10 protein-coding genes and 1 pseudogene are annotated in these 13,362 nt (G+C 60.5%); 5 read left to right on the top strand and 6 right to left on the bottom strand.

The window, feature by feature from the left end; translation table 11 throughout:
* The first annotated feature begins 73 nt into the window (after positions 1–73).
* Positions 74–490 (top strand): universal stress protein, encoded by a 417-nt coding sequence (locus tag L0U84_RS32805; protein ID WP_233856204.1) that lies wholly within the window; start codon positions 74–76, stop codon positions 488–490.
* A 23-nt stretch (positions 491–513) separates the two neighbouring features.
* Here L0U84_RS32805 and L0U84_RS32800 read toward each other — a convergent pair whose 3' ends face one another.
* On the bottom strand, positions 514–1,695 hold the full coding sequence (locus L0U84_RS32800) for a cation:proton antiporter (RefSeq protein WP_233856203.1): 1,182 nt from the start codon (positions 1,693–1,695) through the stop codon (positions 514–516).
* A gap of 437 nt (positions 1,696–2,132) precedes the next feature.
* Between L0U84_RS32800 and L0U84_RS32795 the strand changes: the two genes are divergently transcribed.
* Entirely contained in the window at positions 2,133–2,663 is a 531-nt protein-coding gene (locus tag L0U84_RS32795) for a KUP/HAK/KT family potassium transporter (protein WP_233856202.1), read from the top strand.
* 40 nt (positions 2,664–2,703) lie between these two features.
* Here L0U84_RS32795 and ytaF read toward each other — a convergent pair whose 3' ends face one another.
* Both ytaF and L0U84_RS32785 read right to left on the bottom strand, forming a co-directional pair.
* Complete coding sequence (ytaF, locus tag L0U84_RS32790; protein ID WP_233856201.1) at positions 2,704–3,363, bottom strand: sporulation membrane protein YtaF; 660 nt, start codon at positions 3,361–3,363, stop codon at positions 2,704–2,706.
* 316 nt (positions 3,364–3,679) lie between these two features.
* Positions 3,680–3,889: pseudogene (locus tag L0U84_RS32785) on the bottom strand (carbohydrate porin); the annotation flags it as partial.
* 1,462 nt (positions 3,890–5,351) lie between these two features.
* On the opposite strand from L0U84_RS32785, the gene L0U84_RS32780 reads away from it, so the two are divergent.
* The 3 genes from L0U84_RS32780 (at position 5,352) to L0U84_RS32770 (ending at position 9,403) form a co-directional block, all read left to right on the top strand.
* Positions 5,352–5,501, top strand: coding sequence for a hypothetical protein (locus L0U84_RS32780; RefSeq protein WP_233856200.1), 150 nt, complete (start codon positions 5,352–5,354; stop codon positions 5,499–5,501).
* Positions 5,502–5,613: 112 nt separating this feature from the next.
* Positions 5,614–7,275: an NRAMP family divalent metal transporter gene (locus L0U84_RS32775; RefSeq protein ID WP_233856199.1), complete on the top strand. Its 1,662-nt coding sequence runs from the start codon at positions 5,614–5,616 to the stop codon at positions 7,273–7,275.
* Between the two features lie 1,828 nt (positions 7,276–9,103).
* Positions 9,104–9,403 carry a hypothetical protein gene (locus L0U84_RS32770; protein WP_233856198.1) on the top strand — a complete coding sequence of 100 codons (300 nt, stop codon included), beginning with the start codon at positions 9,104–9,106 and terminating at the stop codon, positions 9,401–9,403.
* Between the two features lie 533 nt (positions 9,404–9,936).
* On the opposite strand, the gene L0U84_RS32765 is transcribed toward L0U84_RS32770, so the two are convergent.
* From L0U84_RS32765 to L0U84_RS32755, 3 genes are all read right to left on the bottom strand, one after another.
* The gene (locus tag L0U84_RS32765; RefSeq protein WP_233856197.1) at positions 9,937–11,370 is read right to left on the bottom strand and encodes an MFS transporter; all 1,434 of its coding nucleotides are present in this window, start codon (positions 11,368–11,370) and stop codon (positions 9,937–9,939) included.
* A gap of 112 nt (positions 11,371–11,482) precedes the next feature.
* Positions 11,483–12,334, bottom strand: coding sequence for a shikimate dehydrogenase family protein (locus L0U84_RS32760; protein WP_233856196.1), 852 nt, complete (start codon positions 12,332–12,334; stop codon positions 11,483–11,485).
* 13 nt (positions 12,335–12,347) lie between these two features.
* A complete protein-coding gene (locus tag L0U84_RS32755) occupies positions 12,348–13,331 on the bottom strand; it encodes a 2-hydroxyacid dehydrogenase (protein WP_233856195.1) in 984 nt (327 codons plus the stop codon).
* Positions 13,332–13,362 lie beyond the last annotated feature (31 nt).

Genomic DNA, 13,362 nt, shown 5'->3' with positions numbered 1-13,362 from the left:
TTTTATGGCGCTCGGGTGATGCGCGTGCTTCAATCAGGTTAGTAACGCTGGATGCGTGGATTGGAGGCCTGCTTTGCTGAAACTGCTGATTCCCGTGCTAGGTGCCAAAGAGGCAACCGAAGCGGCTCGACACGGAGCGTTCCTGTTTGCCGAGAAATGCGTGTCAGAGGTGGAAGTCGTCGAAGTACTCGATGACCTGGCACAAGGCCGCGCAGGCGCATTTCATTCGCGCTCCATGTTGCATAGATCCGAGAAGGAGCGGGCGCGGGATGCGCTGATTCAAACCTGTGCGGTCCTCGACGATGCTGGTGTGCCATACACCTGGAAGCGTGTTTTCGGCCCCCCCGAGCGCACCATCGCGCAGTACGCGGTCAAAGATCATGCCGATATCGTGGTGGTCGACGCGAGCCATCTTGGCTTTTTTCACAGATGGAGCGTGCTCGCGAAGCTGTGGCGCTGGTCTTCTGTGCCAGTGACGATGCTGCACTGACCCGATACTGGATTCATGGGTCCCTACATGACTCGCAATCGTCGCAGAAGTGCTGTCATCGTCGTGCCCTGAACGAAGACTGAGAAAGCCACCACAGCAAAGCACACGGTCACGATTTCTTCGCGACGAGGCACGTCGGGTGGTAGTCCCATCGCGAGAGCCAGTGCCAGAGCGCCACGAAGTCCTCCCCAGAACAGTATGTGTTGATGTCGCATCTCTATTCGCAGCGACGAGCGAGAGAAAAGCACGCAACACGGGTACACCGCTACGGCGCGCGACAGCATCACGACCACCACGGCGATGCCGATCGATACCCATACCGTGTCGTACGTCCGACGCGCCTGCTGAATTCCAATGAACAGAAAAATGAACGAATTCGCGGCGAACACCGTGTACTCGAGTACCGTCTCGACGGCTTTTCGCCCTCTCACCGTCATCGGATCGACCGCGTTGCGTTGGCCCATCACGAGGCCCGCTATCAGTGTCGCCAATACGCCGGACAAGTGAAGGTTTTCAGCCAGTAGAAACGAGCCATAGGCCGCGATCATGGCGAACGTAATCTCGACGAGGTGATCGTCGGCGCGGTGAACCAGCGACAGCACGACGTTGCCGATCAGCAAACCGCAAAACACCGACCCAAGAATGACCACGGCCGAAATCTTCAGCACGCCGAGCAGGTCAACGTGCGCGCCGGCAACGAACGCCAGCGCAATCCGGAAAGCCGCTGCTGCGCTCCCGTCGTTGAAGAGGCTTTCCGCCTCCATCAGATGCCTAAAACGGCCCACCACACCGGCGTCCTTGAACGTTGCAAGCACGGACACCGGGTCCGTGGCGGCAATCAACGCACCGAACAGCAAGCCGCTGATCCATTCCCAATGCAACAGGTAGTGCATGCCTACCGCGGTCACGCCGGCCGACAGGAGGACCCCGAGGATGGCCAGGGTCTGGACCACGGCGAAATCCCTGCGTACTTCGCCCCACCGCATGTGAAATGCCGCCTCGAAAATGAGCGGTGGCAACAGTACGTTGTAGATGAAATCCTTGTTCAGCGGAATGTCGGGAAATCTGGATGAAGCCAGAAAGGAGAGGGTGATTCCGGCCATTACCAGACCGACGCTATACGGCATGTGCAAGCGCCGCACGAGCATTGCCACCAACGCCGAAACGAGCAATAGCAGTTCGAAGAGCCCAACGTTAAAGTCCATTCGAACGGCTCCGATAAAGGAAGTATGAGAGCTGTGTCACTGCGTCGTTGGGGCGATGGCATCCGCTCGGTCGCAGGGAAGCAGCCGGTTCCCTGCGGGCATTCATCATAGTGTGGATATCTTCGGCAAGGTAATAAGCGTCGACATCCGCCAGAGTAGCATTGCAAGTCATTGGCACCGTTGTCGACCCGTTACCTTTCAATTTGCTCCGAACGTCATCTACATCGGCAACAACATTTAATTAACGGCACCTGGAATTGGTGGGTAATCTCCCGTTGCTCGCGAGGGCAGCGTTCAGGTCCTGCACTCTCCAGGATCAGGTGTCCTGGCAGGTATTTTGTGCTTGTGCTAGTCGTAATCGGCGCGCGCAGGCAACATGGACACTCGCTTGAACGCCGGATGAGATTTCAGCCGGCTTCTCTCGGAGTGAGAGTTCCATGAGCAACATGCACACCCTGCAGGCTTCACCGTCTTCGCATCGCGCGACTGGAACGGCAGCACTCGCACTCTCCGCGCTCGGCATCGTGTTCGGCGACCTCGGCACGAGCCCGCTGTACGCATTGCAGGCAGCTTTCGGTGGCTCGCTCGGCGTTGCGCCGACCCACGCCAACGTGATCGGCGTCGTCTCGCTATTGCTGTGGTCGCTGCTCCTGATGGTCAGCGGCAAGTACGTGCTGGTGCTGATGCAAGCCGACAACCGCGGCGAGGGTGGACTCCTTGCGCTTCTCGCGCTGCTGGTCGGTGAGCGCACCGGCCGCGTGACGCGGGCCGGCGCGTTGCGCTGGGTGTTCATGGCGATGTTCGGCACCGCGATGCTGTATGGCGACGGCGTCATCACACCCGCGATCTCGGTGCTGAGCGCGATTGAAGGGATCGAAGTGGCGACGCCCGCCTTCGCGCATTACACGGTTTCGGTAGTCTCGCACCTTAACCGATTTCACATCGCCATTTGCACTGGAACCCTTTGACTCGCCGCAGAACTCCTGCAGGTGGGCGCCTTCGTCGCCTTCAAAAGAAGATCTCATAGAAACCAACGCAAATAAGCAGAACGCCGCCGAGTACGCCGGTAAATCTTCCCATCCAGCGCACCCCCAATTTACCGAAGTAAATGCCGAGCCAGATGGTGATGATGCTGACGACAAATACCGCCGCGGTCATTGCGTAGACATTCAGGCCCAACATTCCGGCGCCGACGCCGTTGGGAATATTGTTGATGGTTAGGGCGAAGGCTAACGCCAGGGCCTCTTTCCGGTCGATATGGCCGGAGAAGTCCCAGTCGGCAACAATCGGATTGTCGAGTATCTGGACGATATGCCGAGAACCGTATTTGGAACCCCCGGTTTTGACGATCGGTTCTGCTTGCGAAGGCTCTCGCACGCGGTGCATAAGGCTTTCCTGGAGGACTACCCAGAGCCCCGCCACGACGATGATGCCCCCTCCCAGTAAACCAGCGACTCCCTTGCTTACGAAAAGGTAAACGCTTTTCCCGAGAATGATGGACAGAAAGGTACCGGTGGCAGTGACAACCGCGATCAGGAGGTTGGAGGCGATGGGGATGTTGATCTTCCTGACGCCGTAAGAGGTGCCCACACCGATATTGTCGAGGTTGCTCGAGACCGCAATCAACAGAATGGGAAAAACTGAAGTGAATAGGACAGCCTGGTTCATGTTGTGGCGCTTTGTAAAACCCGGGACGCGCTGTCGCATAGACAGTTTTACCGTTCACTGGAGTGTGCCATGAATTCACGCGAGTTTTTGGGAGATTCTGAAAATACCCAATACTCCCTGTCGGAAAGATCAGCCGCCGCGTCACGAAGCCGATCGAAACGAATGGAAATAAGCGACGCTGAACATGGGGGTGCTGACTGGACAGGGTCACCGTCGCAATGATCGACGGTGGTATGCCTCCTGCCCGCAGAACATGGTGTCGAGGGACCCGATCGCTGCATCGATCGGGTCCTCGCCAATTCAGGATCCCAAACGATCAGAACGTGATGACCGTGCGCAGTCCGGCCACGGCTTCGTTGCCAATGCGTGCACCTCTGTTGTTCGGATCAGGGATGCCGCCACCGGGATGGAAGATGTACTGGAGTTCGCCCTGCAGCATCCACCACGGCGCAACCTGATACTGGTACGTCGCCTCGATTACCGTCTCCGCTGAACGCACCGGGTAACCCGGCGTCTGGAAAGCGCCCTTGGAGATCCCACCGGAGAAGTTGCCGTATAGCTCGCTTGTTTCCTGTGCGTCGTTTTGTGTGGGCGTGCCAGGGGAGATCATTTTGCTTTCTTCTGGGAAACGAACTGATGAATGAGCGACGCCGACGCAGGAAGGTGTTCGGCGTCAACTCACCGCAGGGCGGCAGTTTTGTGGAGTCGTAGTCGCGATAGCCCGCTCAGGCGGGCCATGAGGTACTGCCAGGGTTTCGTTTTGAAGTCGTCCAGAGGGCCGCGACCGAGGAGTCGCGTTGCACTGCCTGGTCTGGGCGGGCGCTCGTGTGCCGCCAGAGCTGGGCTGGTCCGTCAAGTTCGTGGCGCGGTACGACGGCCAGCGTCGGACGCAGGTAAGCGCGTGAGACGCGGAGAAAGCGTTCGATTTGCATGATTCAACTCCCGTCGAGCCCGGCCATGCCGGGCAACGTTCGATAAGCGACACGCCGTCGGCGCAATCAAGCGCTGTCGGTGTTCTTAAGCAAAAAAGGGAGCGAGCTACAGATAGACCGCACAGGCAGTCCAGAAGAAGCGCGCTGACCCGTCAATCGGAGTCAGCGGCAGGAAGGAAAGTCCGGCGTCGCTAACGCGCGATTGCAGCCTGGGTGCCGGCACAGGCCGGCGGACAAGATCGACTACTAGAGCTTGCGTCCACGAAGGACTCTCCTGTTGGTAAGACAGGGCGGATTCTATGCGCGCCGTCTGTGAACGTGCAAGCAGAAATTGCCTTGCAGTGCTTCGTAGCTTGAAAAGGGATACCGAATGCGCACTCGCGGGCAGCAGTCTCTGCTGAAACGAAGAGGTATGCGGATGATTTGTATCCACTGGCGGTAACGGATTCGAAAGAAAAATCTTCAAAATATTCGTTGACTCGGCTTGCGCGCCATCACTAGAATTCGCCTGTTTCCACGAAAGGGGCATATGCCTTGGACAGTTGCAGTAGTCGACCTTCGAACAGTTTTTCTGCCTGACCGGCACGACGCCCGCCTGGATTCTTCCCTAGCCGCCGTCCTGCCAGCAGGCAGACGGTGCGCGCCGCAGTAGCTCCCGCAGTTTCTCACCCGCGCATCACTTCGATTGGCCGCCGTCGCTTGACGCGTGCGTTGTAACGCACATTCGTCGATGCGACCCGGCGCGTCGAGCCTTTGGCTCGCGGCGCCGCTTGTTCACGCCGTTTTCGCGCACCGAATGTCGCGCGGAGCCGGTGTGCGGTTACCCACGTCCGTTCAACGCGAATCGGACCCAAACGACAGAGGAGTTCACGATGCCCGACCCTGAGCCCAGTTCCTGCACAACTCGCCTTGCGTTCTCGCAGAACGCAGGCCGCTTTGCCTGACATCTGGCCGCGCACGTTCCTCCCACACGCCCGAGCATTTCGACCCGCGTGAAGTGAAACGAAGGCACGCCTGATCGATGGCGCCACGTTTCAAGCATCTGGAGGAATCACCATGCGCTTCGCTCTGCTCGTTTCGCAACTCCCGCACGTCGAAGAAGCTCGCACGCACTACAACGGCATGCTCGCGCTCGACGCCCGTTCGCACGCATCCGCCGGCGTAGCCGCCGCCATCTGGACGGCGCTAAAAAAGCTCGCTCGCTGACACGGCCCGGCGTGGCCGACTGCCTGCCCACTGCGCCAACACCGACAGGAGGCAGGGCGGCGCCACGCCTCAATCATCGATTTCAAGCCGCACTGCTAAGGAATAACTAAAAATGTCAACCACTCCCGCAAACATCACGCAACGTCGGAGTGCTGTGCTCGACGACGCGCACGTCGGCGATATCAAAGGCGCCTTCGGCACGATCGCCCACCACGACATCGCCCCGCGCAGCAACTGGATGGCGCGTCTGCGCACGCTACTGGCCATCCTGGGCCCCGGCCTCATCGTCATGGTCGGCGACAACGACGCCGGCGCGTTCGGCACGTACACGCAAGCTGGCCAGAATTACGGCACGTCACTGCTCTGGACGCTCGCCCTCCTGATCCCGGTTCTCTACGTAAACCAGGAAATGGTCCTGCGCCTCGGTGCCGTGACCGGCGTCGGTCACGCACGCCTTATCTTCGAACGCTTCGGCAAGTTCTGGGGTGCCTTCAGCGTCATCGATCTTTTCCTGCTCAATGCGCTCACGATCGTCACCGAGTTCATCGGCATTACGTTTGCGCTCGACTTTCTCGGCGTCTCGAAAGTGCTCGGCGTTTGCATCGCGGCAGTCCTGACGATGGCCGCGGTCAGTACTGGCGATTTCCGGCGCTTCGAACGCTTCGCGATCGTGCTGTGCCTGTTGAGCCTCCTGCTGATCCCGGTGCTTGTCTCGATACACCCGCCTGTCGGCGTCATCGCGCGGGACTTCCTCGTGCCCACCTGGCCGAAGAATTCGAAGCTCTCCGACGTGATGCTGCTCGTCATCGGCATCGTCGGCACGACCGTCGCACCGTGGCAGCTGTTCTTCCAGCAGAGCTATGTGATCGACAAGCGCATCACGCCGCGCTTCATGAAGTACGAAAAGGCTGACCTCTGGATCGGCATCGCATTCGTGATCGTCGGCGCCGTGGCGATGATGGCCTTCACGGCTGCGCTCTTTGACGGCAAACCCGAGTTCGGCAACTTCACCGACGCGGGTGGCGTGATTGCGGGTCTCCACAAATACGTCGGCCAGACGTCGGCTACGATCTTCGCCGTCGCGCTCCTCGACGCGTCGATCATCGGTGCTGCCGCTGTTTCGCTCTCGACAGCCTACGCGATCGGCGATGTGTTCAAGGTCAAACACTCACTGCATCGTAGCGTGCTCGACGCGAAGGGCTTCTATCTCGTCTACTTCGGCATCATTGCGCTCGCTGCCGCCCTCGTGCTGATGCCGGGCAGCCCGCTTGGCCTGTTGACCGAAGCTGTGCAGACGCTTGCCGGCGTGCTGCTGCCGAGCGCAACCGTGTTCCTGCTGCTGTTGTGCAATGACAAGGCAGTGCTGGGCCCGTGGGTGAACTCGAAGAAGTTGAACGTGTTCACAGGCGCTGTCATCGCCGTGCTCGTCGTCCTGTCGATCATCCTGACGGCGGCCACCGTGTATCCCGACATCAGCGGTGCGGCGATCGTCAAGATTCTCGCGGGCGGATGCGGGCTTGCCGTTGCCGTGTACGCCGCAGTAGAAGTCTCGCGCAAGGCCCGCGGCACAGGTGCCGCCGACGCCGCGCCGGCAATAAACAAGCCGGCTCAGAAGGCATTACGCAACACGTGGCGCATGCCGGCGCTCGAAGACCTGCCGGCGCCGCAGCACCTGACGCCGTCGGCTCGTGTGTGGATGGGCGTGCTTCGCACCTATCTCGTCGTCGCGGTGGGTCTCGTTATCGTGAAGGTCGTGCAGATGGCCATTCACTAAAGCTCAAAGGGCAGGCGCAGGTCTGCCCCTCCGTGCAAACGCACGATGGGCGACTTATGCGCAAGCGCATGCAGCTCGTAAATAACGGACCCTGCATGGCGTTTCAGGCCACTCGGTGGGTGCGTACTGCGCCGGCGCGTCTTCGCTCTCGTAGGTCAGGCAATCGGGTTCGCGATTGTTATCAGCGGCGTCGCCAGCCATAATCGCTGTCGACCTATTGGGCGGCAGGTATAAATAGCCAGAACCATGTGCGTGTGGCCCGAAGCGATGCGAGCGTGCGCGGGCGCCTCGAGTAAGTCGTTCCATGAAGCTCACGCGTGCTCGTTAGTCGGACTAACGCCGCCAGCGGCTTTCAGGCACCCTCTAGGCGCATAAGGAGGAATTGTGTCGATGTCTCTGGAGGCGACGCTCATAGCGCCCAGCACAAGTGCCGGCAGTACGCGGGTTTTGCGAGAAGGCAGTGAAGGGCAGCCGCGGACATGATTTATTGAATGTTGATTGGTGGAGCGGACGCCACCCGGTGTACCGGGGAGGCCAGCGGACGGCTCGCTGAACCCGCGCGTTCAGCGAAATGCACATTCCGGCAGAAAGAGTCTGGGATAACTTGAAGGTACGAGTCACCTGAGATTCCAGATTCCCCAGATCGCAATGGCTGTGCCGATTGCTATAACGCCGCCGAAAAGTACGTAAGTCTCCACGGATACCCCCAGGGAATGTTAAACGCAGCCACGCTATCGAGCGCATGGGCTAGCGATCCTACGCGATGGTCCTTTCAGTTTCGCTACAGTTCATGGAGCATCTGCCTCGTTTCTGCGCGCGACCACGATGCGAGCTGAAGTGAAACGATGGTTCGTTGCCACGGTTCGTCGTTAGATGAGGGATGCAGTGAGCGTTCCATTTCGGATGGACGCTCTTATTGTGAATTGCTTGAGCCAACAACGCCCTTAATAAGGGGATAAAAACTCCTGAAGCGTTGATCTCGCCAACTCCGGGCCTTTCTCAAGCAGCGATGTCACTTGAGCGGGGCGTCGTTCGGACCACAGTCGGAGCGACGTCCAGGCATGGCAGCGTCTCGGTTAGAAGGCTCGTCGAATGCGCTCTAATCGACGATGGTCGGGGAGGCCTTTCGACGCGACCCGTGTGGCTGCGATCGATCCCCGTCGCATAGGCAAGCGCCTCCTGCGAGACGCCATACTCCTGCCGGCGAGCGAGTGACCTGTCGATATAGCGACGCCCACACGAATCAAGGGAAACGCCACCTCCCGTGCACGCCGCCGCACTGATCGCGTGGATGAACAGGTGGAAACCAGACTCGCTCTATCAACTGTCCACAACGTCTAACGCGCGGCTTGCAGACAAATTCCATGGCCCTCGAAAACCCGCAATCGGTTGACGACAAAAAAATACCTCCTGCGCCGAGAGTTGCTGACACAACCTAAACATCAAGCCATGGACGCCATATCCTGGCGACGTGGCAAGACGAAAATCATTAACTAATTATGGGCGGCGTTTTTCTTTCGCGCGTGAGGGGAATTTTTCAGCTTCACATGCAGACCACCCCAGACCATGGTTTCCGGAATGGTGCGTGACAGCAAATCGGCAAGGAAGTCCGGGCGTCCCATTGGGGGGGGGCGGCTCCAGACGCAGTGACCATCGATCAAGCTGGAACATTCAATTCTATTCGTTTCAATATGTACAGCAACCCTTCCGTTGTTTAGAACCCAACACCTACCGTCATCGCCTGGCTGGTTTGCTCTGGATGTGCAACGATGGCCGTGCAACTCACACCTGTCTGACGACTCTAGACAACCCAACGGGGAGAGGGTAGATGAGAGAAAACGCCGAGACGCTATTCGTCGCTTCTGAGGATATTGCAACAGCGTTGAACCTTCTGGAGAGCATTGAGGTCGAGGTCGGATTCGATAGCGATGATCCGGAGAGCATCGAGCAGGCAATTATCGCCGTCGAGGAGGCGATCAATACTCGCCTCAGGGATCATCGCGGCGATGCACGTGTTGAATCGGCGATCCTTCGCGTTAAGTTCGACTTCCGGTGCGCGATCCTTGATCAAGCCTCGTCCGATGAGGCCGACGATGAGGGCATCCGCAGCGTCCAGACCTTGCATTGATGATGTCGGGCCGGTGTAACGCAGGACAGGATGCTGGTTGCCTTGGTGACGCCGTCAGGCAGACTCATCGTGGCAACGCAGACGAAGAATGCCCAGGCGTAGTTGGCCATGTTGATGCTGTGTCCGGAGCACAGTTGCCACACGACATAAAAGCCGATGCCCACAAAGAACGTGCCGGGAATAACTGTGCCAATCAGGGCGATACGGCGCGAACCGCTGGCAACCATGCGCGGGAGCTGTCCTGCCGCGGGCGCGGGGGTGCCCGCTGGCAAGGTGGCTTCCTCGGAAAGCGCGAGCGCCAGACTCCGCTTTGGCGCTCGCAATACCTTGATTTCGGCAACTAGGCTAGTGGACAACAACTCCAGTATGGGTAGCACCATGGGTAGGCAGCGGCCCGTAATGGAGGGAGTCGCACCAGGCGGTGCAATCCGGGGGGGCAATTGGCGTCTGCTGCCTTCCGCCCGGCAAGCTCTCCGGGGCGTTCCTATATCTTCTTCCGAAGGTGCTCAAGGGGAAGAGATCCACCTACGCCTTCATCGATCGCTTCGTTCGACAGCGCTGGCGTCATGCAAATCATCGAGATCGCGTCCCCGTGTTTCCGGCAGGTAGAAGGTGGTGATCACGCCAATCAGACTCAGAATCGCCACGTAGGCGGCCAAAGGAATCCACGAAAGGATCGTTCCGTCTCTCCCACCCCAATGGCTCGTCGCCCACGCTATGATCGACGCGCCGACGAGCGGCGCCACCCCGCCCGCAATCACAGCCGACAACTCGCGTCCGACAGCCACGCCGGCATATCGATGCTGCGCGCCGAAGAGTTCGGGAAGAAGCGCACCCTGCGTTGCGAACATACCCCAGACGCCGGCGAGCGCGACACACAGCATCGTGATGCTCGCGGTTGGACTGCCCAGGCTCAGCACCCACCAGGTCGGAAACGCGAGCAGCAATTGATAGAGCGCGAAGGCGCGATAGACGGGTACTCGTCCGAAGCGGTCGCTGAGCATCCCCGCCACCGGAATGATGATCGCGCCCGATGCACCCGCCAACAGCAGCGCAATGGGACCGATCTGCCCTTTCAGGCCCGTCGCCGTGGCGATGTAGCTGATGGCGAGAGATTGATAGATCGACGAGCCGCCGTTTTCCGCCATGCGCAGGCCGATCACCTTCAGCACCATCGGCTTCGAGTGCCGCATCAGGTGCGTCAATGGGCTGTCCTTCACCTGCTGACGCGCTTCGAGCTTCGCGAACGATGGCGACTCCTTGAGCCGCAGGCGAATCCAGATCGCGATCCCGACGATCAGCACGCTCAATAGAAACGGCACGCGCCACAGCCACGATTGCGAAAGATCCTCTACGCGCACGAGCACGAAGTAGATCGTCGCCGCCATCACGGTGCCCAGCAGCACGCCCATGAACGGCAGCGCCGCAAAGTAGCCGCGGCGTTTCGCGGGTGCGTACTCCGCCATCAGCACGGCAGCGCCCGCTTGCTCCGCGCCGGCGCCGAGCCCCTGCAAAAGACGGCAGGCGACCAATAGAATCGGCGCCCAGATGCCGGCGCGCGCGTAAGTGGGCAGCACACCGATCATCGTGCTGGCAATGCCCATCAGGAGAATCGTCGCCGTCAGCACGAACTTGCGGCCGTAACGATCTCCCAGCGCGCCGAATACGATCCCGCCGACAGGCCGGATCGCAAAGCCGAGGAAGTAGGCACCGAAGCTCGCGATCAGACCCATCGCGGGATCGCTCGACGGAAAGAACAACGGCCCGAATATCAACGCGGACGCCAGGTTGTACAGCGCGAAGTCGTAGTACTCGAGCGCGCTGCCGAGCGAGGCGGCCCACGCAGCCCGATACAGGTCGGCCGTCGTCACGTCCTGGCGGCTCGCGTTTTCGTTGGCCGTCGCCGGAGATGCGCTGGCGACGGGATCGACGGCCGGGTTGACCGCAATGCTGTGCTGGTGCTTCATTTCGTCTCCTTCAGATCTCGATGCCGCGGCCATACGGTGCAGCCGGTGCGGATCATCATCTTTCCAATCGACCGGGCCTCCTCTGACGTGAGGCTCCAGACGCGCTCACGCGCTACGCTTCGCTTGTCGCGCACTCGCGTGCTTCGGTTGCTTCGACCCTTGCGATCTCGTCGAGCAGTGCGGCACTCATCACGTCGAGCGGCGCCGGCTTGCCCGTATAGAGTTCAATCTGTCCGCAGAACTGATGCAGCAGCATGCGTGTTCCGTTGACGACACGGCACCCGGCCGCAGCCGCATCGCGAATCAATTTGGTGTGCACGGGCAGGAACGCTGCGTCCATCACGAACAGATGCGGCTGAAGCTGCCGCGCCGCCAACGGATTGACGTGCGGCGCGCGAAAGCCCGCCGCTGTCGCGTTGACCACGCCGTCGAAATCGCCAGCGTCGAAGTCGGCAAGACTGCCGCCGAATTCGATGCCGAAGTCGCGAGCGAGTGCGTCGCCGCGCGACGCCGTTCGGTTGAACACCGTCACCTCCGCACCCGCGCGTTTCGCGCCCCACCCGATCGCGCGCGCGGCACCGCCCGCGCCGAGCAGCGCGACGCGCTGGCCCGCAAGCCGCGTTACCTCTTCCAGTGCGCGCACGGCTCCGGTGCAGTCCGTGTTGTAGCCTGTCAGATAGCCGTCGCGGTTGTCGATCGTATTGACCGCGCCGATCTCGCGCGCGGTCTCATCGAGCGCGTCGAGGTGTGCGATGACCGTCTGCTTGTGAGGCATCGTCACGTTCATGCCGCGTATGCCGAGCGTGCGTATCGACTGTACGGCGAGCGCCGCGTCGTCCACGCCGAAGCTCACGAACGTGTAGTCGATGCCGAGCGCGCGATAGGCTGCGTTATGCACCTTTACGTTGAACGTGAACGGCTGGCCCGCCAATGAGCCGCACAGGGTGGGAATCGAATGAGGCATGCTGGGTCTTCCGTCAGATATTGGACAGGTCGAATGCCGAAACAGGCGCGGCGCCGTCGAGCACGCGCAGCAGGTTTTCGGTCGCGAGTTCCGCCATGGCACGACGCGTTTCATGCGTGGCCGAGCCGATGTGAGGCAGCGCAGTCACCTTCGGATGGTTGCGAAGCGGCGAATCGTGCGCCAGCGGTTCGACGGCAAATACGTCGAGCCCGGCTGCGCGCAAGTGGTCACTGTCGAGCGCCGCGAGGAGCGCGTCTTCGCGCACGATCGCGCCGCGTGAGCCGTTGACGAATATCGCGCCCGGCTTCATAGCCGAGAACGCCGTTGCGTCCATCAGTCCACGTGTTTCGTCGCAGAGCGGCAACGTCAACGCGACGATGTCGGCGCGCGCCAGCACTTCGTCGAACGACGCACGCTGTGCGTGGCCGGCAAGAGCGGCGGGCACGGACACGTCGAACGGATCATGAAAGATCACGGGCATGTCGAAGCCGAGCGCGGCACGCCGTGCCACGGCCTGGCCGATGCGTCCGAAGCCCAGCACACCGAGCGTCTTGCCGTGCACATCCCAGCCGAACAGGTCCTCGCCGATGTTGCGCGTCCAGCGGCCTTCGCGTACGTGATTCGACAGTTCGACCAGCCGCCGCGACGTCGCCATGACGAGCGCGAACACCGTGTCGGCCGTCGTTTCCGTCAGCACACCCGGCGTGTGGCACAGCGTGATGCCGCGTTGTTTCAGGAAGGGCAACTCGTAGTTGTCCACGCCAACCGAGATGCTCGATATGACGCGCAGGCTATTCGCTTCGCGAAGCTCGGAGGCGCCCAGCTTATAGCTCGAACCGATCAGGCCGCATGCGTCGTGCAGCGCATCGCGAAAGCGGGGCAACTCGTCGGCGCGCCGCGGATCGGCGACGATCACGTCGTAACGTTCAGCGATGCGTCCGAGCAGATCGTCGGGGATCTTGCGAAATACGACTACGTGCTTGCGTGCGGCGCTCATTGCGCGTCCTCCACTGAAAAATGCATGATCG

The organism is Paraburkholderia sp. HD33-4, from assembly GCF_021390635.1.
In the GTDB taxonomy this organism is placed as follows: domain Bacteria; phylum Pseudomonadota; class Gammaproteobacteria; order Burkholderiales; family Burkholderiaceae; genus Paraburkholderia.
Note: the sequence above shows the minus strand (reverse complement) of the source record. Positions and strands in the feature narration are given on the sequence as shown.